This window comes from Stenotrophomonas sp. CC22-02, assembly GCF_004365115.1.
GTDB classification, from domain to species: Bacteria; Pseudomonadota; Gammaproteobacteria; order Xanthomonadales; family Xanthomonadaceae; genus Stenotrophomonas; species Stenotrophomonas forensis.
In genome coordinates, this window is the sequence record NZ_SOCO01000001.1 from 3,230,141 (window position 1) to 3,253,228 (window position 23,088).

Below are 23,088 nucleotides of genomic sequence, written 5' to 3' on the forward strand. Positions count from 1 at the left end.
CCGGTAGGATGGAAACCCCATGCCTTTTGACGGCCCAGCCCCCATGTCCACCCCCTCGCCCAAGCCCCTGGCCATCCGCGAGCGCCTTTCCGAAGTGCGCTACGAAATCCGCGGAGAACTGGCGCGACGAGCCCGGGAGCTGGAGGCGCAGGGCCGCAAGCTGATCAAGCTCAACATCGGCAATCCCGGTGCCTTCGGTTTCCGTGCGCCCGAGCACCTGCAGCGCGCGATCGCCGACGACATGGGCCGCACCGACCCGTACACCCACCAGCAGGGCCTGCCGGTCGCACGTGAAGCCATCGCCGGCTACTACGCCCGCCGTGGCGCGCCCGATGCGCACCCGGACCGTGTCTTCCTCGGCAACGGCGTCAGCGAACTGATCGACCTCTCGCTGCGCGCCCTGCTCAACCCCGGCGACGAAGTGCTGGTGCCCTCGCCCGACTACCCGCTGTGGTCGGCCTCGACCATCCTCAACGATGGCCGCCCGGTGTACTACCGCTGCGCGCCGGAGAACGGCTTCCAGCCGGACCCGAGCGAGATCGAGACGCTGGTCTCTTCGCGCACCCGCGCCATCGTGCTGATCAATCCGAACAATCCCAGCGGCGCCAGCTATCCGCGCGAACTGCTGGAACGCGTGGTCGAGATCGCACGCCGCCACAACCTGCTGCTGCTGGTCGATGAGATCTACGACCAGATCCTCTACGACGACGCGGTGTTCCAGCCGGTGGCCCCGCTGGCCGGCGATCATCCGTGCCTGACCTTCAGCGGCCTGAGCAAGGTGCACCGCGCCTGCGGCTGGCGCGTGGGCTGGGCCCACCTCAGCGGCGACGATGCCCGACTGGGCGACTTCCGGGCAGCACTGGACCTGCTGGGCGCACTGCGCCTGTGCGCCAACGTGCCCGGCCAGTACGCCATCGAGGCCGCCGTGAACGGCCCGGACACCATTTCCGAACTGTGCACGCCCGGTGGCCGCCTCTACGAGACCCGGCGCGCGGTGATCGAGGCCTGCGAAGCCAGCGAGCACCTGTCGCTGGTCGCGCCGGCCGGTGCGCTGTATGCGTTCCCGGCCGTGGTCGGCGCCGCCGCCAAGGGTTTCGACGATCACAACTTCGCGCTGGACCTGATGAACAACGAAGGCGTGCTGGTGGTGCCGGGTTCCAGCTTCAACGTGCCCTACCGCCACCACTTCCGCGTGACCCTGATGCCGGAAGCCTCGGTGATGCGCGATGTGTTCGCCCGCATCGACCGCGTGCTGGCCCGACGTGCCGAGGACGCGACCAAGGTCGTGCCGTTGAAGCCGCGCCGTTCGGTGGCCTGAGCGGTGGCGCTGTCCTATCTGGCGCTGGGCGATTCGTACACCATCGGCGAAGCGGTCGCGATTGAAGGCCGCTGGCCGCACCAGCTGGCCGCCGCCCTGCGCGCGCAGGGCGTGGACCTGGCCGACCCGCAGACCATCGCCACCACCGGCTGGACCACCGACGAGCTGGACGCTGGCATCAATGCGGCCGCACCACAGGGCCCGTTCGACTTCGTCAGCCTGCTGATCGGCGTCAACAACCAGTACCGCGGTCGCCCGCTGGACGAGTACCGCGCCCAGTTCGCGGCCCTGCTGCAGCGCGCGATCGGCTTCGCCGCGGGCCGCCCCGAGCGGGTGCTGGTGCTGTCCTTCCCGGATTGGGGCGCGACCCCGTTCGGCGCTGGCAGTGGCCGCGACCTGGCCGCGATCGAGATCGAGACCGACGAGTTCAACGCGGCCGCCGAGGTGATCAGCGCCCAGCACAACGTGGCCTTCGTCGATATCACCGACATCAGCCGCGCCCAGGGCGAGGACCCGGCGATGATCGCCGAGGATGGCCTGCATCCCTCGGCGCGGATGTACGCGCTGTGGAGCGAACGGGCGCTGCCGGTGGCCGCGCACCTGCTCGGCCGCGCCGGCTGACATCCCCCAGCGGGGCGGCCCGGGCCAGGATCAGGGCCGGCTGCGACACCCCGGACCTGGCAGGCCCGTCCACGCCGTGGCGCGATGCGACGCAATGTTCCTGCCCTGCTCATCCCGCGCGATGCCGCCGGGGGTAGAATTGATCATTCGAATTCCCGGAACCCCGACGTCCATGTCCCTCGATCCCGCCCTGCGTTCGCGCATCGAATCCATCCTCAACGACAACCGCGTCGTGCTGTTCATGAAGGGCCAGCCGTCGATGCCGCAGTGCGGTTTCTCGGCCAAGGCCGTGGGCGCCCTGCAGGACCTCGGCGTCGAGTTCGCCCACGTCAACGTGCTGGCCGACCAGGAGATCCGTGAAGGCATCAAGGCCTATGGCGACTGGCCGACCATCCCGCAGCTGTACATCGACGGCGAACTGGTCGGCGGCAGCGACATCGTGCTGCAGATGGCCGCCAGCGGCGAGCTGAGCAGCGTGCTGGGCCTGGCCGCACCGGACCGCACCCCGCCGAGCATCACCGTGACCCCGGCCGCCGTGGAAATGCTGAAGGGCGCGCTGGCCGACGCCCCGGGCGCCGCCCTGCAGCTGACCATCGACGCCGGCTTCCAGCCGAACTTCCAGCTGGCCCCGCACGACGAAGGCGCGATCGCCGCCGAGTCCAATGGCCTGCGCGTGCAGTTCGACCTGGCCAGCGCCCGTCGCGCCAACGGCATCACCATCGACTGGGTGGACGACATCCGCGGCAAGGGCCTGGCCATCGACAACCCGAACGCGCCCAAGCCGGTGCAGGAAATCAGCGTTCGCGATGCCGACGACCTGGTGCGTGCCGGCAACATCACCCTGGTGGACGTGCGCCCGGCCGACGAACGCGCCATCGCCGCCGTCGGCGTGCCGTTCAAGAGCTTCGACGGCAACGGCCGCGCCGCGCTGGAAGCCCTGCCGAAGGACACCGCGCTGGCCTTCATGTGCCACCACGGTGGCCGCAGCGCGCAGGCCGCCGAGCAGTTCCGTGCGCTGGGCTTCACCAAGGTGTTCAACGTCACCGGCGGCATCAACGCCTGGTCGGAAGACGTGGACAACGGCGTGCCGAAGTACTGATTTGACCCCGAAAAAGGGGACGGAGGGAATTAAGTCGTTTATGCCTTAAACGACTTAATTCCCTCCGTCCCCTTTTTCTTAGCCGGCGAAGCCGCCTTCGGCCAGGTAGTCCAGCTCTTCCGGCGCCGGAATGCGGCCCAGTACCGCGTTGCGATGCGGGAAGCGGCCGAAACGGCGGATGATGTCGCGGTGCAGTTCGGCGTACTGCAGGTATTCCTTGTCACCCAGCACGTCGAACATCGCCACCGAGCGGTCCTGGTCCAGCGGATCCTCGGAGTGCTCGAACGGCAGGTAGATGAAGGCGCGCAGCTTCGGCACCAGCTGCAGGTCCAGGCCTTCCTCGATGGCGCGCATGGCGTAGTGCCGGGCCAGGCCATCGGTAGCGTAGGAATGGGCGGTACCGCGGAAGCAGTTGCGCGGGAACTGGTCCAGCAGCAGCATCAGCGCCAGCGCGCCCTCGGCACTGCCCAGCCAATGCTCGCGCGCGCGTGAAGCCGCGGCGAAATGCTCATCCAGGAACAACTGGCGGAACTGCGCGTCGAACGCATCGTCGCGGGCGAACCACTTCGCAGGGCCCGCCTCTTTCCAGAATTCCACCACTTGCGCGGCAACGTCCATCACCTACTCCCCAGGGCCGGCGCGCCGCGCCAGGCCATCATCATCATTCGTCGAAGCGCAGGTGGCGGACCGACTTGCCGTTGCGCCGGATAAGCTTAAGCGCCTCGATGCCGATCTGGATATGGTTTTCCACGAACTGGGAGCTGACCTTGGCATCGGAGGCCTCGGTCTTGACCCCATCGGGGATCATCGGCTGGTCGGACACCAGCAGCAGCGCGCCGCTGGGGATGTGGTTGGCGAAGCCGGCGGCGAACACCGTGGCCGTTTCCATGTCGATGGCCATGCAACGCATCGCCCGCAGCCGCTCCTTGAAGGCCTCGTCGTGTTCCCAGACCCGGCGGTTGGTGGTGTAGACGGTGCCGGTCCAGTAGTCGTGGCCGAGGTCGCGGATCATGGTCGAGACCGCACGCTGCAGCGCGAACGCGGGCAGCGCCGGCACTTCCGGCGGCAGGTAGTCGCCCGAGGTGCCCTCGCCGCGGATCGCGGCGATCGGCAGCACCAGGTCGCCCAGCTGGTTCTTGCGCTTGAGCCCGCCGCACTTGCCCAGGAACAGCACCGCCTTGGGCATCACTGCCGACAGCAGGTCCATGATGATCGCAGCATTGGGGCTGCCCATGCCGAAGTTGATCATGGTGATACCGTCGATGGTGGCACTGGCCATCGGCCGGTCCAGGCCGATGACGGGGGCGCCGGTCAGCTCGGAAAAGGTATGCAGGTAGCCGCCGAAGTTGGTCAGCAGGATGTGCTGGCCGAACTGGTCCAGGGGCACGCCGGTATAGCGCGGCAGCCAGTTGTCGACGATTTCCTGCTTGCTCTTCATGGGCGGGGGTCCGGCACGGCGGGGGACCGGCTATTTTCGGCCAGACCGGCGATGCCGTCGAGCCGCCAGCGGCGGGCCTGTGAAGAAGGTCACTTGGCAAGCCCACCACGCCCCGGCTAGCGTCGGCGATTGGACCAAGCCGCAAGCAAGGGGAACTGCATGGCATCGACGCTGTTGCGCGCCGGGGTGGCACTGGCGCTGCTTTCATTGAGTACGGCACCGGCGGTGGGCGCCTCGCGCTTCCTCGCCGACCCCTACCCCAGCACCTACCAGGCGCATCCCGATGCGCCGGTGCTGATCCAGAACGCCACCGTGCTGACCGGCACCGGCCAACGCCTGGACAACGCCGACGTGCTGCTGCGCGAGGGCCGCATCGTAGCGGTCGGCCAGCAGCTGCAGGCCGACGCCGGCGTCACCCGCATCGATGCCCAGGGCAAGTGGGTCACGCCGGGCCTGATCGACGTGCACTCGCACCTGGGCGTGTATCCCAGCCCGGGCGTCGGCGCGCACAGCGACGGCAACGAGATGACCGCGCCGGTCACCGCCAACGTCTGGGCCGAGCATTCGGTGTGGCCGCAGGACCCGGGCTTCGCCACGGCGCTGGCCGGCGGCGTGACCAGCATGCAGGTGCTGCCCGGTTCGGCCAACCTGGTCGGTGGCCGCGGCGTGACCCTGAAGAACGTACCGGCGGTGACCTACCAGGCGATGAAGTTCCCCGGCGCGCCGTGGGGCCTGAAAATGGCCTGCGGCGAGAACCCCAAGCGGGTCTACGGCGAAAGCAAGGGCGTGGCCCCGGCCACGCGCATGGGCAACGTGGCCGGCTATCGCGCAGCCTTCATCGATGCCGCCGACTACATCGCCAAGAACACGCCCAAGCCGGCCAAGCGCAAGGGCTGGTTCGGCAGCGACAAGGGCGACAGCGCCGGAGATGCCGGCGGCAAGCGCGACCTCAAGCTGGACACGCTGGCCGGCGCCATCCAAGGCGACATCCGCGTGCACATCCACTGCTACCGCGCCGACGAGATGGCCACCATGCTCGACCTGGCCAAGGAATTCGGCTTCAAGGTGGCCGCGTTCCACCACGGCGTGGAGGCCTACAAGCTGGCTGACCGGCTGGCCGCCGACGGCGTCTGCGGCGCACTGTGGGCCGACTGGTGGGGCTTCAAGATGGAGGCCTTCGACGGTATCCCGGAGAACATCGCGCTGGTCGACCGGCCGAAGAACAGCTGTGCCATCGTCCATTCCGATTCACCCGAAGGCATCCAGCGCCTCAACCAGGAGGCGGCCAAGGTGATGGCCTCGGCGCGCCGTGCGCGCATGCCGCAGATCACACCCGAGCACGCCATCACCTGGATGACCGCCAACGCCGCCAAGGCGCTGGGCATCGAGGGCCAGACCGGCACCCTGGAGGCCGGCAAGATGGCCGACGTGGTGGTGTGGAACGGCAATCCCTTCAGTTCCTACGCGCTGGCCGAGCAGGTCTTCATCGACGGCCGACGGCTGTACGACCGCAGTGCGCCGGCGGCGACGCCGCGTTCCGATTTCCAGCTTGGCCAGGAGGTGCGCTGATGAGGGTGCTCAAGCAGTGGCTGCACTCAGCCGCGAATGGCAGCCGGGCATGGCTCGGCTCTACCGCCATGGTGCTGGCGTGCATCTCCGCATCCGCACAGGCGCAGGACCTGCTGGTGCGCAACGCCACGGTGCACACCGCCAGCGCACGCGGCAGCCTGCAGAACACCGACGTGCTGGTGCAGGGCGGCATCATCCGTGCGGTGGGCAACGGCCTGTCCGCGCCCGCTGGCGCAACCGTGGTCGAGGCCAGTGGCCGCCCATTGACCCCTGCGCTGTTCGGCGGCATCACCGAGACCGGCATCGAAGAGGTGCTGGTCGAGAGGAGCACCGTCGACAGCGCACTGAAGATCGGCGAGCAGCCGTTGCGGCCCGAGTTCGACGTGACCCTGGCCTACAACCCGGCCTCGGTGCTGATTCCGGTGACCCGGTTGGAAGGGATCGGCTTCACCGCATTGGGGGCAACCCCCGGCGGTGGCTTCGTGGCTGGCCAGGGCGGCGTGATGCGGCTCGATGGCAGCATCGATCCGATCGGCCCGCGTGCCCTGTTCCTGCGCATCGGCGCGGCCGCCTCGGAACTGACCGGCCAGTCGCGCGCCGCGCAGTGGATGCTGCTGCAGCAGATGATCGACGAGGCGCGTGGCCAGGTGGCCGCAGACTCGCCGCATGCGCTGCTGACCCCGGCCGGCCGCCGCACGTTGAGCCGCTACCTGGCCGGCCAGGGCCGCATCGTGGTGGAAGTGGACCGTGCCGCCGACATCCACCAGCTGCTGCGCTGGGCCGCCCGCGAGAAGGTGAAGATCGCCATCGCCGGGGCCAGCGAAGCGTGGCAGGTGGCGCCGGAGCTGGCCGCTGCCCACGTGCCGGTGTTCGTTGATGTGCTGGCCAACCTGCCGGCCAGCTTCGACCAGATCGGGGCCACGCTGGAGAATGCAGCTCGCCTGCAGCGCGCGGGCGTGGCGGTCTCCTTCGTGCAGCGCGGCGACGCCACCCACAACGCCCGCAAGATCCGCCAGCTGGCCGGCAATGCGGTCGCCCATGGCCTGCCCTGGGCCGACGGCCTGGCCGGCCTGACCCGGGTACCGGCGCAGGCGTTCGGCGTGGCCGACCAGATCGGCAGCATCGAGCCCGGCAAGCGCGCCGACCTGGTGCTGTGGGAAGGCGACCCGCTGGATGTGGCGCACTATGCCGAACAGGTCTGGCTGGGCGGCCGCGCGATGCCGATGCGCTCGCGCCAGACCGAGCTGCGCGACCGCTACCTGCAACGCAACGCGCAGCCCTGACCGTACACGAGGAGATTCCCATGGCCACGCTGCGCTGGTACTTCGACTTCGTCTCGCCGTATTCCTACCTGCACTGGCAGAAGCTGAAGCAGCTGCCGCAGTTCGCGCAGATCCAGCCGGTGCCGATTGCCTTCGGTGCGGTGCTGCACCACCTGGGCAACCTCGGGCCGGCCGAGATTCCCGCCAAGCGCCGTTTCATCTACCGCCAGCTGCTGTGGACCGCGCAGGCCGAGGGTACGCCCCTGCGATTCCCGCCGGGCCATCCGTTCAACCCGTTGTCGGCGCTGCGCCTGTGCCTGGCCGCCGGTGCCAGCGCGCAGGCGGTGGATGTGTTGTTCGACTGGATCTGGCGCGACGGCAACGCCGCCGACAGTGCGGATGCGCTGCGCGAGCCGGCGGCGCGGCTGGGCATCGAGGATGCCGACCGTGCCATCGCCGAGCCGGCGGTCAAGGAGCAGCTGCGGCGCAACACGGAAGCCGCGATCGCCGCAGGTGTGTTCGGGGTCCCCACCCTGGCCATCGACGACGAGCTGTTCTGGGGCAACGACGCGCACCCGCTGATGGCCGCCGTGCTGGCCGACCCAAGCCTGCTGCTGCAGCCCGAATGGCAGCGCCTGGCCAGCCTGCCGGTAGCGGTGCAGCGCAACCGCTGAACAGGGCGTGGCGCGTTTTCCTCGCGCGCCACGCCCGGTTTTGAGATAGATTTCACGTTTCCGAACCTACAACCGGCCTGGAGGGGGAGCCGCGGATGCGCATCGGAATCGTCGTCGACTCGGCCTGCGACCTGCCGCAGGACTTCATTGCCGCGCACAACATCGTGCTGCTGCCGATCACCGTACGGATCGGCGAGGCCGTGCTGGCCGATCATCGCGATGAGCAGGCCACGCTGAGCTTCCTGCACGCGCACGTGGCCGAGCATGGTGCGGAGGCGGAAACCATCCCCTTCAGCGTCAATCAGATCCGTGACCTGTTCCTGCAGCAGCTGGTGATCGATTACGACCACGTGTTCTGCATGACCATCACCAAGACCCGCAGCCCGATCCACGACAACGCGCTGCAGGCCAGCTTCGCCATCCTCAACGACTACAAGCCGGTGCGGCAGGCCGCGGGCTACAACTCGCCGTTCGCGCTGCGCGTGCTCGATACCCAGAACCTGTTCGCCGCGCAGGCGGTGACTGCGGTGGAAGCGGTGCGCCTGCGCGACAGCAACGCCAGCGTTCAGCAGATCCGCGAGCGGCTGGAGGAACTGGCCGGCAACGTGCACGGCTACATGGTCACCCGCGACCTGTACTACATGCGCGCACGCGCGCGGCACAAGGGCGACCGCAGCGTCGGCCTGCTCAGCGCCGCGCTGGGCAGCGCACTGGACATCAAGCCGGTGCTGCACGGCTACCGCGGCGAGACCGGGCCGGTGGCCAAGATCAAGGGCTTCGACAACGCGGTGCAGAAGCTGTTCGCGGTGGTTGGCCAGCGCGTGCGTGCCGGACTGATGACGCCGACCGTGTGTGTCAGCTACGGCGGTGAGCTGGACGAGCTGCGCAGCCTGCCCGGCTATGCACCGCTGAAAGAGGTCTGCGCCACCCATGGCGTGACCGTGTACGAATCGGTGATGAGCCTGACCGGCATGGTCAACGTCGGCAAGGGCGCGGTCACCGTGGGCTTCGCCGATGGGCCGCATCGGTTCGAATGAGCGCTGGCCACGGCCGGAATCTGCACATCGATTCCACCGCGACTGTGCCAGCCTTGCCGCACTTCAAGGAGAACACCATGCCTGCGCAGTACCACATCAGCCTGCCCGACCCGTCCAAGGCCCGCGGCAACGACCCTGACCTGTCCTTCCATTCGCAGGGCGCCGCCGGTTTCGCCGAAGAGCTGCAGGACGCCCTGCGCAGCGGCACGCTGTTCGAGCGCTGGAAGGCCAAGCAGCCCGACCCGGATGCGGTGGAACCGCAGTGGGGCGTCACCGACCCGGACGCCACCGTGACCGGCGAGCAGAAGGACCTGCGCATCAACCTGGTCGCCACCACCCGCATCGACAGTGACGTGTTCAAGCAGCGCCTGCGCCTGCTGGCCGGCCACCACTGGGAACTGCGCGACGTGCGATGAGGCCTGGCTCGGGTAGATGCCAACCTTGGTTGGCAACTACCCGGTCACACGGTAGTGCCGGCCGCTGGCCGGCAACTGCAGAATCCATGAAGGTGCCGGCCAGCGGCCGGCATTACCAGCCACCGCCCAGCGCGCGGTACAGCTGCACCCGTGCAATCGCCGCGGTGGCCTGGCTGTTGGCCAGCGCGGCCTGGTTGTCCAGCGCGATGCGCTGGGTGGTCAGCACGTCCAGCATGTCGACCACGCCAGCCTGGTACTGCCGTCGCGCCGCACCCAGTGCGGTCTCGCTTTCGTCCACCGCCACATGCAGCTGCACGGTGCGCTGCTGCTCGGCTGCGTAGCCATCGATGGCATCGTCCACTTCATGCCAGGCCAGCAGCACGGTGCGGCGGAACTGCAACGCCGATTGTTGCTGCTGCAGCCGGCTCAATGCGAGGTTGGCCTTCAAACGCCCGCCCTGGAAGATCGGCAGGCTGATCGACGGCCCGATGCTGAAACGGTGCGCGTTCCAGCCGTCCAGGTCATCCAGCTGCCTGGCCTGGAATCCGGCATCGCCATTCAAGGTGATACGCGGCAGGAAGCTGGCCTTGGCCACGCCGATGCCCGCCGTCGCCGCATGCAATGCCGCTTCGGCACGGCGGATGTCCGGGCGACGTTCGGCCAGTTCGCTGGGCACACCCACTGCCACCGCCGGCAACGCCGGCCAGTCACGGCGCGCGTCCTGCAGCTGTGCGTCCAGCGCTTGTGGCGGTTGTGCCAGCAGGAACGCCAGCGCATTGCGCAGCTGCGATTCGCGATGTTCTAGCGGCGCGATGCGCGCCTGCAACGAGGCCACCTGCGCTGCTGCGCTGGAAACCTGCAAGGTGCTGGCCACGCCCTGGCGCTGGCGTGCCTCGGTCAGGCGCTTGATGTCGTGGGCGATGCTCAGATTGTCCTCGGTGATCGCCCGCAACTGCCGCGTCGCGCGCAGCTGCAGATAGTCACGCGCGGTTTCCGCCAGCAGCGCGATGCGCACCGCGTGTGCATCCTCCTCGGCCATCTGCACGCGTGCATCGGCCGCTTCCACCTGGCGGCGCACACGCCCCCACAGGTCCAGTTCCCAGCTCAGGCCGATGCCGGCCTGGAACAGCCCGTAGTCCTCACGACCGCCGTTGCCGGACGGATCGCTCAAGCCCACCTCGCTGTTGCGTGCGCGCAGGCCGCTGGCGGTTGCACTGACGCTGGGCAGACGGTCGGCGGCGCTGATGCCACGCGCGGCGCGACTCTGCTGCACCCGGTTGGCGGCCAGCTGCAGGTCCAGGTTGGCCGCCAGCACCTGGCTGGCCAGCTGGCCCAGCAGCGGATCGTCGAAGCCGGCCCACCAGGCGGCGTCCTGATCGATCGCGTTACCTGCGACGGCCTCACCCTGCCAGTGGCTGGGTAGTTCCGCCTGCGGGCGTACGAAGTCCGGGCCCATCGTGCAGGCGGCCAGGGCCGTGCACAGGGTCGCCGCAACAAAGGTTCGGAACACGCTGCCAGCGCTCATGCGCCCTCCCCGTCCGTGCGGTCCTGCACGCGCTGCGCGCTCTGCACGCGCACGCGGCTGTCCAGGTCAACGCGGGCTTCCACCGACATGCCCGCACGCAGCTGCTCCAGCAGCGGCTGGCCCGGCTCCAGCACGATCTTCACCGGAATGCGCTGTACCACCTTGGTGAAGTTGCCGGTGGCGTTTTCCGGCGCGACGGCAGCAAAGGTAACCCCAGTCGCCGGAGCGATACTGTCGATGTGGCCACGCAGCGGCTTGCCCGGGAACACGTCCACCTTCAGCTCAACCTGCTGGCCGGCCTGCATGCGGGTCATCTGCGTTTCCTGGAAATTGGCGACCACGAACGCGCGCTTCAACGGCACCACCGCCGCCACCGGCGTTCCCGGCGTCAGGTAGGCGCCAACGCGTACCGCACGGCGGCCGACCATGCCGTCGATCGGCGCGCGCAGCACGGTGTGCGACAGATCCAGTTCGGCACGCGCCTGCGCGGCTTCGGCGCGTTGTACTGCGGCCTGCGCGGCCTGCACGCCGGCACTGAGGATGTCGGTGCGCTGGCGTGCGGTCGACAGTGCGGCCTGGCCCTGCTGCAGGTGCGCACTGGCCACCGCCTGCTTCGACTGCGCCTGCTGCGCGTTCTGTACGGTGCCGGCGCCATCGCGGGCCAGTTCGCGGTAGCGCTGCTGGTCGGCGCTGGCCAGGCTCAGTTCGGAGCGGCTGACATCGACACTGGCCCTGGCCTGTTCGATCAGCGAGCCCTGCTGGGCCAGTGCGGCCTGTGCGTTGACCAACTGTGCACGCGCGTTGGCCAGGTCGGCACGCGCTGCCTGCAGGGCCACCTGGTAGTCACGGTCGTCGATGCGGGCGAGCACGTCGCCGGCCTTCACGGGTTGGTTGTCGTCCACCTCGACGCTGCTGACGAAGCCGGCCACCTTCGGTGCGACCACGGTGAAATCCGCATTGACGTAGGCGTTGTCGGTGCGCTGGTAGCGCCCGTCGCGCAGCAGCAGCCAGCTGCCGATCGCCAGGGCCAGCACGCCCAGCACAAGGCCGGTGTTGAGGGTTGTCTTGTTGAGGCTCATGGGGGAGTCCTTACGGGTGAGGGTCAGGCCACGGCACGTGGCGGATGGACACGGGTGGCCCACGGCAGCAGCGGCAGGCAGCCCAGGGCCACCAGCGCGACCAGCCAGTACAGGTCCGCCGAGGTGAGCGCCTGCACCTGGGCGTGCAGGCGTGCGGGCAGATCGGCGCTGGCGGGCAGCCACGGCTGGTTGCCCAGGTGGTCGACCAGCGCGGTGGAATGGAGGTGGCGCCGTGACTGTCCGACCGCATCAAGCACGCCACCGGCAAACACCGCCGAAAAGCCTTTGACGGTGTTGAACCAGGCCGAGGCATAGGGACCGTCCTGCGGCGCCAGCCCGGTGGTCGCCAGCAGCAGCAACGGCAGCACCGCCATCGGCTGCGCCACCACCTGCAGCAGTTGCACCCACAGAAAAGTATCGCGGTTCCACTGCACATCCAGGTGTGCGCCGATGAAGCACGCCGCCGCCAGCAGCAGCAGCCCGGCCGCCTGCACCCAGCGGCAATCCACCGCACGCTGGTTCATCAGCGCAGCCACCAGCGGCAACGCAATGACCTGCGGCAGTGCCACCCACAACAACATCGGCGCGGTCTGCAGCGGGCGGTAGCCCTGCACGCTGGCGAGGAAGCCGGAGGGGATGGAGATGACCGCCAGCAGTACGAACAGCACGCCCACGCAGGTGACCAGCGAATAGCTGAGATTGCGATGGGCCAGCAGTTGCAGCTTGAAGAACGGCAGCGGGTGGAACCACTCGTTGATGAAGAACAACACCAGCAGGCCGGTGCCGCCGCCCAACAACACCGTGATCAGCGGCGAATCGAACCAGTTCAGGCGCGCGCCCTGGGTCAGGCCCAGTACCAGCATCACCAGTGCCGGCAACCCCAGGGCCAGGCCCACGCCGTTGAACTGGGCAAAGCGCTCCAGGCGCATCGGGTCCTGCGGCAGGCCCCAGCCGACCATCACCATGCCGGCCACGCAGAACGGCACGATCTGCCAGAACGCGAACTGCCAACCGGCGTGCTCGACCCACAGTGCGGCCAGCGGCGTGCCCATGCTCGGCCCGAACGTTGCGGTGAGCGCGTAGCCCGCCAGGCCATACAGCTTGATGCCCGGCGGCAGGAAGCGCAGCGCCACGCTCATCAGCAGCGGCGGCAGCGCACCGCCGGCCAGGCCCTGCAATGCGCGCAGCAGCAGGAAAGTCGGCAGGTTCGGCGCCAGCGGGCACAGCACCCCCAGCACCATGAAGGCGGCGATCATCACCAGGCCGAAGCGGCGCAGCGAGAAGGTGGCCGCGCACCAGGGCGCGAAGGCCATCGCGCTGACCGACATGGCACTGTAGATGCCGGTGATCCAGTTGCCGTCATCGGCACTGAACCCCATCCCACCGCGGATGTCGGCCAGCGCGACCTTGGTGACGTTCTCGTTGAAGCCCGACAGCAGCACCACCAGCAGCACGCCGCACAATCCGACCACGATGCGGCGATCGAACGCGGGGGCAAGCGGGGCGGCCGGGGCCTGTGGCACGGTGATCGCGCTCATGGGCGCGGGCCGATCCGTGCGGCGCACGGCAGGTGAAGCGACATGGCGTGCGCTCCGTGAATGTGGGGAGCGCAGTCTAGGCAGGCCCACTGCTGCGAAAAATGGCGTGGATGCAATGCCAGGCGTGCGCGGGACGCACGGGTTTGGGTGGGTGCCGACCGTTGGTCGGCACACGATTACACAGCGTCGGCGTCGCACATGCTCTTGATCGCACGGCGCAGCCAGCGGTGCGCCGGGTCGTTGTCCATGCGAGGGTGCCAGGCCTGCACCAGCGCCACCGTGCGTACTGGCACCGGCAACGGGAACATGCGCAGTGGCAGCCCCATGTAGGCGATGCGATCGAGCATCACGCTGGGCATCTGCGGCAGCACCAGGTCCGAGGCGGCTGCAGCAAAGATCGCGCCATGGAAGGTGGGGATGACCATCGCCACCCGCCGCTGCAGGCCCAGCTGTGCCAGTTCGTCGTCGATCGGCCCATGCGCGATGCCGCGCCGCGAGACGGCGATGTGGTCGCAGGCGGCAAACCGTTCGGCGGTGATATCGCCGTCGAACAGCGGGTGATCCTTGCGCGCTGCGCCCAGCAGGGCCGTGGTGAACAGGTTCTGCACCTTGGTTTCCTGCGTGTGCTTGCCGGCAGTGCTGATATACAGGTCGATCCGGCCCTGCACCATCGCGTCATCGTCGGTATCGCCTTCGGGCATGAACCGCAGCGTGCAGCCTGGCGCGTGCTCGCGGAACACGTCCCGCAGGCGGCCGCCGTAGCTGCCGATGAACACGTCGTTGGCGCGGATGCTGAAGGTACGTTCCAGGGTCTGGATATCCACCTCACGCCCTTCGTTGAACACCCGATGGGCCTGCTCGATCACGTCGCGCACCTGCTCGCGCAGTTCCAGCGCACGTGGGGTCGGCGCCAGGCCGCGGCCGGCGCGTACCAGCACAGGGTCGCCCAGCGCGTCGCGGATCCGCCCCAGGGTGCGGCTCATGGCCGGCGCGCTCAGATTCATGCGCCGAGCCGCTCCGGCGACGCTGCCTTCGTCCAGCAGGATATCCAGGGCCAGCAGCAGGTTGAGATCGGGCAAGGGCATGGCAGCCTCCAATAAATGGAATGACTCTACGACACTCCAAGTAAAAGTCGATTGCATGCAGTGCACGTATTGCCTGCGCCACACGGCATAGGTGCGCGCAGCGACATCGGCGACCATCCCCGGCCTGCCAAGGAGACATCCATGTTCACTACCCTGCTGGTCGCCCTCGACGGCGGCCCCCAGCACGCGCGCGTGCTGGACCTGGCCGCGGCCATCGCCGGCCCACGCAGCCGCCTGCACCTGCTGTGCGTGCTCGATCCCGAATTCGCGCTGGCCGCCGATGCCAGCGAAGCCGACCGCATCGAATATCCGGAAGCCGCCCGCCAGCGCTCGCGCGCCGAAGCGGTGCTGGCCGAAGCCTTGGCCGAACTGCGCGAACGCGGCGTCGATGCCATGGCGCAGATTCCCTCCGGCGATCCCGGCGAAGTCATCAGCGAACAGGCCAAGCGCCTGAAGTGCGACCTGATCGTGATCGGCCACCGCCACCTGTCCCGCCTGCAACGCCTGTTCGAACCCTCGATCGGGCAATGGACCATCGACCACGCGCCCTGTCCCGTGCTGGTGGAAACCCGCGACCCACAACCCTAGCTGCCATGGCCTCCCGTTCCCCCTTGTTTCCTACCCGCATCAACTTCCGGGCATTCGGCCGCCAGTTGGGTCCTGGCGAGCAGGCACTGCTCGCTGCGATACGCCAACTGCGCGAGCCCGACCTGCGGGCCGATGGGCTGGCCGGGTTGAGCGGCCTCGGCCTTGATCCCGAGGGCTGCGACGCGTTCATCAACCTGCTGCCGCTGCTGGCCACGGCGGCCGCGCCGATCGACCTGCTGCGGTCCGGCTCGCCGTTCATTGCCGCCAGCGAACTGGACCTGCTGGTCTGCCTGCTGCGTATTGCACAGTGGCGGCACGCACGCCCCCGCGACGATGACACGCTGGCGCCGTTGCGCCGGCAACTGGCACGCTGTGCATTCGCGGTGCACGCGGCGAAGCTGCCACTACGGCAGCGCTCGTTGTCACCGGTCGGGCTCCGTCTGCTCGATCCGGCCGGCTGGCTGCGGCAGCGATGATGCGCACGCGCAGGCACCACGGGAACCATGGCCTTCAGCAATCCATCGTGCCGTGCGTGCTGCCTTCGTCATCGAGCACATGCGCGTGCAGCACCACCTGGTTGCGGCCGGCCCGCTTGGCGGCATACAGGCCGGCATCGGCGTCCGCCAGCAACTGATCGGCACTGGCCAGGGCCGGTGGATGCAGGTAGCCCACGCCGATGCTGATACTGACCGACCCTTCCGGCAGCGGCAGGGCCTCCACCGCCTCACGCAGCCGTTCGGCCAGCGCCAGCACGCCCGACAGCGCGCTTCCAGGCACGATCACCGCGAATTCCTCGCCGCCATAGCGCGCCACGCTGTCGCCGGCACGGCCGGCGATGGCCTTCAACACCGCGGCCACGGCCTGCAGGCAGCGATCGCCGGCCGGATGGCCGTGCTGGTCGTTGAAGGCCTTGAAGTGGTCGATGTCCACCAGCAGCAGGCCCAGCGGACTGCCACTGCGCCGTGCGCGGTTCCACTCCGCCAGCAGCAGCGCGTCGAACTCGCGGCGGTTGGCAACCCCGGTCAGGCCATCCTGCCGCGCCAGCTGGTCCAGGCCAGCCTGGCGTTCCATCAGGTCGGTCTGCAGCAGGATGCTGCGCAGGCCGAAGCCCAGCGTGGCCACCACGAAGCCACTGACCGCCAGCGGTCGCGCATGGTCGACCACCAGTGTGCCCACCACCAGCAGCAGCAACGGCAGGATCATCGGCCCTGCAGCCTGCACGGTGCGCGCCAGCCGTGGGTGCGGCGCCGAGCCCGGTACCGGCGCCCGGCTCAGCGCCAGCAACGCCAGCAGCAGGAACGGCAGGTCGATCAGCAGATCGTTGTAGGCACCGAAGGAATCGCCCGAGGTGTAGTGGTTGATGTAGTAGGCCACCAGCAGGTACGACAGCGCGTACAGCGCCAGCACCCGAAAGAAGCCGCGCCGCTCGGGCACGTCACCGGCCAGCCAGCGCACCACCGCGAACCCGGCGATGCACAGGTTCTGGATATCGAACATGCGCTGCATGCTGGCCATCGCCGAATCGTCGATATCGATACGGGCGGCGAACGATTGCGTATGCACGAAGAACAACACGCCCAGCAGCGCCGCCATCGCGGCGTCGATCAGGCTGATGCTGAGGCGCTCACGGCGCGCGCGGGCCAGGATGAACACCAGCGGGACGCCATACAGCACGTACAGGAACAGGCTGGCCTGCGGCGTGATATCGGCGCGGCCGGCGCCGAGTGCATCGATCATGTTGAAGGCCATGCCGCCGGCCCACAGCAGCAGCGCCAGCGCCGTGGCACGCCAGCCAAGCGCGGCACGGTCGCGGCGCGCCCGCCACAGGCAGGCCATCGCCGCCAGCAGCGGCGCACCGGTCAGGAAAACGAAGGAGCCCACGCCGGTCGCCCCCGGCCACAGGGTCACGACCAAGCCATGGCACAGCACATACAGCAGCGCCAGCACTACCGGCATGCCTCCCCCGATCCGCAAGGCCGTATGCGCGCACGATAGCGCGGCGTCGCGCCACGATGGCGTGATCCAGCGCAGAAAAAAGGGGACGGAGGGGATTAAGTCGATTTCGGCACAATGGCAAAAGCGACTTAATTCCCTCCGTCCCCTTTTCCGGGGGTGTCAGCCTTGGAGGGCGCGGGCGTGGTGTGCCACGTGCTCGCCGATGAAGCTGGCGATGAAGTAGTAGCTGTGGTCGTAGCCGGGCTGCAGGCGCAGGGTCAGCGGGTGGCCGGCCGCATCGCAGGCCTGCTGCAGGCGCTCGGGCTGCAGCTGGGTCTGCAGGAACTCGTCGGCCCCGCCCTGGTCGACCAGCAGGGGCAGGCGCTCGCTGGCCGTCGCCACCAGCGCGCACGTATCCCACTGCGCCCAGTCGGCCGGGTTGTCGCCCAGGTAGGCGTGGAACGCCTTCTGCCCCCATGGCACATGGCTGGGCGCAACGATCGGCGAGAACGCCGACACGCTGCGGTAGCGCCCCGGGTTGCGCAGCGCGATCACCAGCGCACCGTGGCCGCCCATCGAATGGCCACTGATGCTGCGCGCGCCGGTCGCGGGGAAGCTCGCCTCGATCAGCGCCGGCAGTTCCTGCGCAACATAGTCATGCATGCGGTAGTGCTTCGCCCACGGTGCACGGGTGGCGTTGAGGTAGAACCCTGCACCCTTGCCCAGGTCGTAGCCTTCGGCATCAGCCACGTCATCGCCACGCGGGCTGGTGTCGGGCGCAACGATGATCACGCCGTGCTCGGCTGCGTAGCGCTGTGCGCCGGCCTTGGTGATGAAGTTCTGCTCGGTGCAGGTCAGCCCGCTCAACCAGTACAGCACTGGCAGCGCCTGTGTCTGCGCCTGTGGCGGCAGGTACACGGCGAACTGCATGTCGCAGCCCAGCGTGGTCGAATGATGACGGTAGACGTCCTGCCAGCCGCCGAAGCAGGCGCGGTGTTCGATGCGTTCCATGGGTTCCTCCCGAGGGGCGGCAGGCCCTCAAGCCTGCCGCCCGGCGTGGCTCAGTAGTGGACCACTGAACGGATCGACTTGCCTTCATGCATCAGGTCGAAGGCGTCGTTGATCTTGTCCAGGTCCATGGTGTGGGTGACGAACGGCGCCAGTTCGATATCGCCCTTCATCGCGTCCTCGACCATGCCCGGCAGCTGGCTGCGGCCCTTCACGCCACCGAAGGCGGTGCCCATCCACTTGCGGCCGGTCACCAGCTGGAACGGACGGGTGGAGATTTCCTGCCCGGAACCGGCCACGCCGATCACCACGCTCTGGCCCCAGCCACGGTGCGCGCATTCCAGCGCCGCGCGCATCACGTTGACGTTGCCGATGCACTCGAAGCTGTGGTCCACGCCCCAGGTGGTCATTTCAACGATGACCTGCTGGATCGGCTTGTCGTGGTCTTTCGGGTTGATGCAGTCGGTGGCGCCGAATTCGCGGGCCAGCTCGAACTTGGACGGATTGGTGTCCACCGCGATGATGCGGCCGGCCTTGGCCTGGCGCGCGCCCTGGATCACCGCCAGGCCGATGCCGCCGAGGCCGAACACCGCCACGCTGTCGCCTTCCTGCACCTTGGCGGTGTTGTGCACCGCGCCGATGCCGGTGGTGACGCCGCAGCCGAGCAGGCAGACGTGTTCCGGGTTCGCGTCCGGATTGATCTTCGCCAGCGAAACCTCGGCCACCACGGTGTACTCGCTGAAGGTCGAGCAGCCCATGTAGTGGTACAGCGGTTCGCCGTTGTAGCTGAAGCGGCTGGTGCCGTCGGGCATCACGCCCTTGCCCTGGGTGGCGCGCACCGACACGCACAGGTTGGTCTTGCCGCTCTTGCAGAACAGGCACTCGCCGCACTCGGCGGTGTACAGCGGAATCACGTGGTCACCCGGCTTGACACTGGTCACGCCCTCGCCCACTTCCACCACGATACCCGCGCCTTCATGGCCCAGCACGACCGGGAACAGGCCTTCCGGATCATCGCCGGACAGGGTGAACGCATCGGTGTGGCAGACACCGGTGTGGGTGATCTTCACCAGCACTTCGCCCTTCTTCGGCGGGGCGACGTCGATCTCGACGATCTGCAGCGGCTGGCCGGGACCAAAGGCGACGGCGGCACGGGACTTCATGGTGGCTTCTCCAAAGACAGGCAATGACAGGATGGGCGGCGCAATGTTGCGCCGTCGTTTATTTCAGGTACGAGCGGATCAACGCGCTCATGTCGCGCACGCGCTCGGCGCGTTGTTCGTCGGAGGCTGCGGGCTGGCCGAATTCCTCGCGCAGATGCGCCTCCATCACCTCGGACATCAGGCCATTGACCGCGCCCCGGATGGCGGCGATCTGCTGCAGCACCGGCGCGCAGTCGGCACCGGCTTCCAGCGCACGATCGAGTGCATCGCACTGGCCGCGGATGCGGCGCACGCGCGCCAGCACCTTCTTTTTCTCTTCGGGGGAGTGCGGCATGGCGGGGCCACCTCGGAACTATACTGGGGGATAGTATACACAGAGCCCCGGGCAGCTCAATCCCGCCAGCTCAATCGAACAGCCCCTCGCCCGCCAACCGGGTCAGTTCGTCCACCACATAACGCACCTTCGGCCGCAGGTGGCGGGTCGGCGGCCACAGCGCGTGGATGTCGATGTGGCGCTGCATGTGCGCATCCAGCACCGATTGCAGCGCGCCGGATTGCAGGTGACGGCGTACCAGCGATTCCGGCATCTGGCAGATGCCCAGCCCGGCGATGGCGGCGTCGATCACCGCATCGCCGTCGTTGAGCTGGTAGGCCGCGTTGGGGATGAAGGTTCCTTCGGCATCATCACTGCCGATGCGCCACGCTACCGGCTGCCCGTGGCGGAAGCCAACGATGCTGCGGTGCTGTGCCAGTTCCTCCACACTGCCCGGCACGCCGTGCGCCTGCAGGTAGGCCGGCGCGGCGCAGGTGACCAGGCGCTGGCGGCCCAGCCGGCGCGCGACCAGGTGCTCGGCCTGGTGCAGGCCGCCGAAACGGATCAGCAGGTCGATGCCTTCCTCGACGGGATCGACGAAGTGATCGGTGAAGGTCATCGTCAGCTGCAGGTCCGGGTATTGCCGGCACAGGCGCAACAGCACCGGCAGCACCACCAGCCGCCCGAACGAGGACGGCATGTCGATGCGCAGCCGCCCGCTGGGCAGGCCGGCCGAGCCCAGGCAGGCCTCGGCGGCGGAAATCTCTTCCAGCGCGGCCGCACACGAAGCGTAATAGGCCTCGCCATCGGTGGTCAGCGCGATGCGCCGCGTGGTGCGATGGAACAGGCGCACGCCCAGCCGCGCTTCCAGCCGGGCGATGGCCTTGCCCACGGCCGAGCGCGAGATGCCCAGCGTATCGGCGGCCTCGGTGAAACTGCCCGAGCGGGCCGTGGTGACGAACGTGACCAGGCCATTCAAGGATTCCAGCGGCAGCATCTTCAATCCCTCATTAGGGACAAATAGTCCCGCACCAAGGGAAATCGAAGCGCTTTATGCGCCCGCATGTCAACTCCATCCTGTGTGCATGGCGCCGCTGGCGCCCCTCCCCCGCACCGAGATGACCGACATGACCGCTGCCCTGTTCCACCCGTTCGACCTGGCAGGCACCGCCCTGCGCAACCGCATCGCGATGGCGCCGATGACCCGTGCCCGCAACCCCGGATCGGTCGCCAACGACCTCACCGCGCAGTACTACCGGCAGCGTGCCAGCGCCGGTCTGATCATCAGCGAAGGCACGCCGGTCTCGCCGCAGGGCCAGGGCTACATCGACGTACCGGGCATCTGGTCCGCCGAACAGGTGGCGGGCTGGAAGCTCGTCACCGAGGCGGTGCATGCCGCGCAGGGCACGATCTTCGCCCAGCTCTGGCACGTGGGCCGCATGTCGCATGCCTCGCTGCAGCCCGGGGGTGGCCAGCCGGTCAGCGCCGGCACCCGCCCGGTGGCCAGCGCACCAAAGAACACCTCGTTCGTGTACCTGGACGACGGCAGCCGCGGCCACGCCGATCCCACTCCGGCACGTGCGCTGGATACGGCCGAAATTCCAGGCATCGTCGACGACTTCGTGCGCGGTGCCGACAACGCGGTCGCCGCCGGCTTCGACGGCATCGAACTGCATGCCGCCAACGGCTACCTGTTCGAACAGTTCCTCAACCCGCTCATCAACCAGCGCGAGGACCGCTACGGCGGCTCGCTGCCGAACCGTGCGCGGTTGATCCTGGAAACGGTGGATGCGATGGCCGAACGCATCGGTGCGCATCGCATCGGCGTGCGCCTGGCGCCAAACAACCTCACCTTCGACATGCCGTTCTACCCCGACAACGAGGCCACCTATCTGTACCTGGCAGAGGCGCTGGGCAAGCGTGGGCTGGCCTACGTGCACCTCAACGACAATCTGCAGCAGGGTGCATCGGTGCTGGGTGAGGCTTTCCTGCGGCAGTTCAAGCAGGCCTATGGCGGCACGCTGATCCTGGCCGGCGGCATGACCCGCGAGCGCGCCCTGCAGCTGGTCGAGGCCGGCACCATCGATCTGGCCGCGTTCGGCCAGCCGTTCATCGCCAACCCGGATCTGGTCGAGCGCCTGCAGCACGACATTGCGCTGGCCACTCCGGACCGCAGCAGCTACTACGGTGGCGGCGAAGCGGGCTATCTCGATTACCCGCGCGCCGTGTAGGTCCACCCCATGCGGGGATGCGGGCGTACACTGCCTGCCCGCATCCACTGCGCCTGCTTATGGATACGCCCACCGCAGCGTTCATCGCCAATCTCGACGTCCCCGATCTGGCCTCGGCTGAAGCCTTCTACACCGAAGCCTTCGGCCTGCGCATCGGCCGCCGCCTCGGCGCGGGTGCCGTGGAACTGCTCGGCGGCCCGACTCCGCTGTACCTGCTGCACAACGAGGCAGGCAGCGCCGCCACCGAGGACGGCGACGTGCGCGACTACGAGCGCCATTGGACGCCGCTGCACCTGGACTGGGTGGTGGATGACATCACGGCCGCGCTGGCGCGTGCGGTTGCGGCCGGAGCAACGCTGGAGCAGCCGGTGCGCGAGCGTCGCTGGGGCCGCATCGCGGTGCTGGCCGATCCGTTCGGCCACGGCTTCTGCCTGATCCAGTTCAGTGGCGAAGGCTACGATGCGCTGGTCGAATGACCGGCGCGGTTTTCACCACGGCAACGGCACCGCCTCGTCGTTGGCGCGCTCGCCGTAGTAGAGCGACGGCAGCAGGCGCGAGAGGAAACTGAACTCCGTGTAGCAGTGCTTGAGCAGGCCCAGTCCGACCGCATCGCTGGCATCGCGCTGCGGTTCGGCGCTGTCCAGGCCCAGCACGAAGCGGCTGCGCAGCACGCAGCCGAACGGCGTATCGCGCGCGACGTGCAGCATCTGCCCATCGCAGGGGTCGCCTTGCGCATCCAGGCGCACGTGATCGCCAAAACCGATGCGTGCGGCGATCACCGCCGACACATCACCGGCCTCCTGCGCCGCCTGCAGGCGCTCGCGCGCAAACAGCGTGCGCGGGTCATGGAACTTCAGCCGCGCCGCCACTGGCGGAATGTCGGCCAGCGATTCCACCGCATGGATGCTGGCGCCGTGGTAGCTGCGGCCACGCTGCCAGGCCGCGTCCCAGCCGCGATGCTCGACGTGATCGAGCGGATGCCACCAGCGGATGTGCTGGCTGGTCTCGAAGAAGGTGAACCACCAATCGAGCATGCGGCCCTTGCAGCCGTGCAGATCGGTACGGACGGCCACCCGCAGGGTGCCGTCTTCGCGGCGCTGGATGCCGGTCTCCAGATGCATCGGCGCCGGATCCAGCAGATCGTGGTGGTCCAGCCAGGCGCGCGCGTTCACAGCGGTATCCATCAACG

General features: G+C 68.4%; 24 protein-coding genes. 12 read left to right on the forward strand and 12 right to left on the reverse strand.

Annotated elements, in window-relative coordinates; genetic code table 11:
- Positions 1-43: 43 nt before the first annotated feature.
- From N440_RS14740 to grxD, 3 genes are all read left to right on the forward strand, one after another.
- Complete coding sequence (locus N440_RS14740) at positions 44-1,318, forward strand: pyridoxal phosphate-dependent aminotransferase (RefSeq protein WP_053450757.1); 1,275 nt, start codon at positions 44-46, stop codon at positions 1,316-1,318.
- A 3-nt stretch (positions 1,319-1,321) separates the two neighbouring features.
- A complete protein-coding gene (locus N440_RS14745; protein WP_133935531.1) occupies positions 1,322-1,939 on the forward strand; it encodes an SGNH/GDSL hydrolase family protein in 618 nt (205 codons plus the stop codon).
- A 172-nt stretch (positions 1,940-2,111) separates the two neighbouring features.
- Positions 2,112-3,038 carry a Grx4 family monothiol glutaredoxin gene (grxD, locus tag N440_RS14750; protein WP_049455915.1) on the forward strand — a complete coding sequence of 309 codons (927 nt, stop codon included), beginning with the start codon at positions 2,112-2,114 and terminating at the stop codon, positions 3,036-3,038.
- Positions 3,039-3,116: 78 nt separating this feature from the next.
- Here the strand turns inward: grxD and N440_RS14755 are convergent, their stop codons facing one another.
- Complete coding sequence (locus N440_RS14755) at positions 3,117-3,656, reverse strand: DUF924 family protein (RefSeq protein ID WP_133935532.1); 540 nt, start codon at positions 3,654-3,656, stop codon at positions 3,117-3,119.
- 43 nt (positions 3,657-3,699) lie between these two features.
- Complete coding sequence (locus N440_RS14760) at positions 3,700-4,476, reverse strand: AMP nucleosidase (RefSeq protein WP_005414446.1); 777 nt, start codon at positions 4,474-4,476, stop codon at positions 3,700-3,702.
- A 159-nt stretch (positions 4,477-4,635) separates the two neighbouring features.
- On the opposite strand from N440_RS14760, the gene N440_RS14765 reads away from it, so the two are divergent.
- The 5 genes from N440_RS14765 to N440_RS14785 all read left to right on the forward strand — a co-directional run bounded on the left by N440_RS14765 (position 4,636) and on the right by N440_RS14785 (position 9,434).
- The gene (locus N440_RS14765) at positions 4,636-6,045 is read left to right on the forward strand and encodes an amidohydrolase (protein WP_133935533.1); all 1,410 of its coding nucleotides are present in this window, start codon (positions 4,636-4,638) and stop codon (positions 6,043-6,045) included.
- Positions 6,045-7,328, forward strand: a complete 1,284-nt coding sequence (locus tag N440_RS14770) for an amidohydrolase family protein (RefSeq protein ID WP_133935534.1) — start codon at positions 6,045-6,047, stop codon at positions 7,326-7,328. Before N440_RS14765 ends, N440_RS14770 begins: the two co-directional genes overlap by 1 nt.
- Before the next feature lie 20 nt (positions 7,329-7,348).
- A complete protein-coding gene (locus N440_RS14775; RefSeq protein WP_133935535.1) occupies positions 7,349-7,981 on the forward strand; it encodes a 2-hydroxychromene-2-carboxylate isomerase in 633 nt (210 codons plus the stop codon).
- Between the two features lie 95 nt (positions 7,982-8,076).
- Positions 8,077-9,018 carry a DegV family protein gene (locus tag N440_RS14780; protein ID WP_133935536.1) on the forward strand — a complete coding sequence of 314 codons (942 nt, stop codon included), beginning with the start codon at positions 8,077-8,079 and terminating at the stop codon, positions 9,016-9,018.
- A gap of 77 nt (positions 9,019-9,095) precedes the next feature.
- Positions 9,096-9,434, forward strand: a complete 339-nt coding sequence (locus N440_RS14785) for a hypothetical protein (RefSeq protein ID WP_006469105.1) — start codon at positions 9,096-9,098, stop codon at positions 9,432-9,434.
- A 112-nt stretch (positions 9,435-9,546) separates the two neighbouring features.
- On the opposite strand, the gene N440_RS14790 is transcribed toward N440_RS14785, so the two are convergent.
- From N440_RS14790 to N440_RS14805, 4 genes are all read right to left on the reverse strand, one after another.
- On the reverse strand, positions 9,547-10,959 hold the full coding sequence (locus tag N440_RS14790; protein WP_133935537.1) for an efflux transporter outer membrane subunit: 1,413 nt from the start codon (positions 10,957-10,959) through the stop codon (positions 9,547-9,549).
- On the reverse strand, positions 10,956-12,038 hold the full coding sequence (locus N440_RS14795; RefSeq protein ID WP_133935538.1) for an HlyD family secretion protein: 1,083 nt from the start codon (positions 12,036-12,038) through the stop codon (positions 10,956-10,958). Before N440_RS14795 ends, N440_RS14790 begins: the two co-directional genes overlap by 4 nt.
- 23 nt (positions 12,039-12,061) lie before the next feature.
- Entirely contained in the window at positions 12,062-13,576 is a 1,515-nt protein-coding gene (locus N440_RS14800; RefSeq protein WP_133935539.1) for an MFS transporter, read from the reverse strand.
- Positions 13,577-13,752: 176 nt separating this feature from the next.
- On the reverse strand, positions 13,753-14,661 hold the full coding sequence (locus tag N440_RS14805; RefSeq protein ID WP_049455908.1) for a LysR family transcriptional regulator: 909 nt from the start codon (positions 14,659-14,661) through the stop codon (positions 13,753-13,755).
- Positions 14,662-14,802: 141 nt separating this feature from the next.
- Here N440_RS14805 and N440_RS14810 point away from each other — a divergent pair, with 141 nt between their 5' ends.
- A complete protein-coding gene (locus tag N440_RS14810) occupies positions 14,803-15,249 on the forward strand; it encodes a universal stress protein (protein WP_133935540.1) in 447 nt (148 codons plus the stop codon).
- Positions 15,250-15,254: 5 nt separating this feature from the next.
- Positions 15,255-15,725, forward strand: coding sequence for a hypothetical protein (locus N440_RS14815; protein ID WP_133935541.1), 471 nt, complete (start codon positions 15,255-15,257; stop codon positions 15,723-15,725).
- 34 nt (positions 15,726-15,759) lie between these two features.
- Here N440_RS14815 and N440_RS14820 read toward each other — a convergent pair whose 3' ends face one another.
- The 5 genes from N440_RS14820 to N440_RS14840 all read right to left on the reverse strand — a co-directional run bounded on the left by N440_RS14820 (position 15,760) and on the right by N440_RS14840 (position 20,665).
- Entirely contained in the window at positions 15,760-17,205 is a 1,446-nt protein-coding gene (locus N440_RS14820; RefSeq protein ID WP_133935542.1) for a GGDEF domain-containing protein, read from the reverse strand.
- Between the two features lie 159 nt (positions 17,206-17,364).
- The gene (gene fghA / locus N440_RS14825) at positions 17,365-18,195 is read right to left on the reverse strand and encodes an S-formylglutathione hydrolase (protein ID WP_133935543.1); all 831 of its coding nucleotides are present in this window, start codon (positions 18,193-18,195) and stop codon (positions 17,365-17,367) included.
- Positions 18,196-18,245: 50 nt separating this feature from the next.
- Positions 18,246-19,355 (reverse strand): S-(hydroxymethyl)glutathione dehydrogenase/class III alcohol dehydrogenase, encoded by a 1,110-nt coding sequence (locus tag N440_RS14830; RefSeq protein ID WP_133935544.1) that lies wholly within the window; start codon positions 19,353-19,355, stop codon positions 18,246-18,248.
- 58 nt (positions 19,356-19,413) lie between these two features.
- Positions 19,414-19,689 carry a formaldehyde-responsive transcriptional repressor FrmR gene (gene frmR, locus N440_RS14835; RefSeq protein WP_008266233.1) on the reverse strand — a complete coding sequence of 92 codons (276 nt, stop codon included), beginning with the start codon at positions 19,687-19,689 and terminating at the stop codon, positions 19,414-19,416.
- A 70-nt stretch (positions 19,690-19,759) separates the two neighbouring features.
- Positions 19,760-20,665, reverse strand: a complete 906-nt coding sequence (locus N440_RS14840; RefSeq protein WP_133935545.1) for a LysR family transcriptional regulator — start codon at positions 20,663-20,665, stop codon at positions 19,760-19,762.
- A 130-nt stretch (positions 20,666-20,795) separates the two neighbouring features.
- On the opposite strand from N440_RS14840, the gene N440_RS14845 reads away from it, so the two are divergent.
- Both N440_RS14845 and N440_RS14850 read left to right on the forward strand, forming a co-directional pair.
- Positions 20,796-21,899 (forward strand): alkene reductase, encoded by a 1,104-nt coding sequence (locus N440_RS14845; RefSeq protein WP_133935546.1) that lies wholly within the window; start codon positions 20,796-20,798, stop codon positions 21,897-21,899.
- Between the two features lie 59 nt (positions 21,900-21,958).
- On the forward strand, positions 21,959-22,375 hold the full coding sequence (locus N440_RS14850) for a VOC family protein (protein WP_133935547.1): 417 nt from the start codon (positions 21,959-21,961) through the stop codon (positions 22,373-22,375).
- Between the two features lie 12 nt (positions 22,376-22,387).
- Here N440_RS14850 and N440_RS14855 read toward each other — a convergent pair whose 3' ends face one another.
- Positions 22,388-23,083 (reverse strand): hydrolase, encoded by a 696-nt coding sequence (locus N440_RS14855; RefSeq protein WP_133935548.1) that lies wholly within the window; start codon positions 23,081-23,083, stop codon positions 22,388-22,390.
- Positions 23,084-23,088: the final 5 nt, after the last annotated feature.

Coding starts and splice junctions, on each gene's coding strand:
- N440_RS14740 (WP_053450757.1), top strand. CDS start 44: ATGTCCACCCCCTCGCCCAAGCCCCTGGCCATCCGCGAGCGCCTTTCC.
- grxD (WP_049455915.1), top strand. CDS start 2,112: ATGTCCCTCGATCCCGCCCTGCGTTCGCGCATCGAATCCATCCTCAAC.
- N440_RS14755 (WP_133935532.1), bottom strand. CDS start 3,656: ATGGACGTTGCCGCGCAAGTGGTGGAATTCTGGAAAGAGGCGGGCCCT.
- N440_RS14760 (WP_005414446.1), bottom strand. CDS start 4,476: ATGAAGAGCAAGCAGGAAATCGTCGACAACTGGCTGCCGCGCTATACC.
- N440_RS14765 (WP_133935533.1), top strand. CDS start 4,636: ATGGCATCGACGCTGTTGCGCGCCGGGGTGGCACTGGCGCTGCTTTCA.
- N440_RS14770 (WP_133935534.1), top strand. CDS start 6,045: ATGAGGGTGCTCAAGCAGTGGCTGCACTCAGCCGCGAATGGCAGCCGG.
- N440_RS14775 (WP_133935535.1), top strand. CDS start 7,349: ATGGCCACGCTGCGCTGGTACTTCGACTTCGTCTCGCCGTATTCCTAC.
- N440_RS14780 (WP_133935536.1), top strand. CDS start 8,077: ATGCGCATCGGAATCGTCGTCGACTCGGCCTGCGACCTGCCGCAGGAC.
- N440_RS14785 (WP_006469105.1), top strand. CDS start 9,096: ATGCCTGCGCAGTACCACATCAGCCTGCCCGACCCGTCCAAGGCCCGC.
- N440_RS14790 (WP_133935537.1), bottom strand. CDS start 10,959: ATGAGCGCTGGCAGCGTGTTCCGAACCTTTGTTGCGGCGACCCTGTGC.
- N440_RS14795 (WP_133935538.1), bottom strand. CDS start 12,038: ATGAGCCTCAACAAGACAACCCTCAACACCGGCCTTGTGCTGGGCGTG.
- N440_RS14800 (WP_133935539.1), bottom strand. CDS start 13,576: ATGAGCGCGATCACCGTGCCACAGGCCCCGGCCGCCCCGCTTGCCCCC.
- N440_RS14805 (WP_049455908.1), bottom strand. CDS start 14,661: ATGCCCTTGCCCGATCTCAACCTGCTGCTGGCCCTGGATATCCTGCTG.
- N440_RS14810 (WP_133935540.1), top strand. CDS start 14,803: ATGTTCACTACCCTGCTGGTCGCCCTCGACGGCGGCCCCCAGCACGCG.
- N440_RS14815 (WP_133935541.1), top strand. CDS start 15,255: ATGGCCTCCCGTTCCCCCTTGTTTCCTACCCGCATCAACTTCCGGGCA.
- N440_RS14820 (WP_133935542.1), bottom strand. CDS start 17,205: ATGCCGGTAGTGCTGGCGCTGCTGTATGTGCTGTGCCATGGCTTGGTC.
- fghA (WP_133935543.1), bottom strand. CDS start 18,195: ATGGAACGCATCGAACACCGCGCCTGCTTCGGCGGCTGGCAGGACGTC.
- N440_RS14830 (WP_133935544.1), bottom strand. CDS start 19,355: ATGAAGTCCCGTGCCGCCGTCGCCTTTGGTCCCGGCCAGCCGCTGCAG.
- frmR (WP_008266233.1), bottom strand. CDS start 19,689: ATGCCGCACTCCCCCGAAGAGAAAAAGAAGGTGCTGGCGCGCGTGCGC.
- N440_RS14840 (WP_133935545.1), bottom strand. CDS start 20,665: ATGCTGCCGCTGGAATCCTTGAATGGCCTGGTCACGTTCGTCACCACG.
- N440_RS14845 (WP_133935546.1), top strand. CDS start 20,796: ATGACCGCTGCCCTGTTCCACCCGTTCGACCTGGCAGGCACCGCCCTG.
- N440_RS14850 (WP_133935547.1), top strand. CDS start 21,959: ATGGATACGCCCACCGCAGCGTTCATCGCCAATCTCGACGTCCCCGAT.
- N440_RS14855 (WP_133935548.1), bottom strand. CDS start 23,083: ATGGATACCGCTGTGAACGCGCGCGCCTGGCTGGACCACCACGATCTG.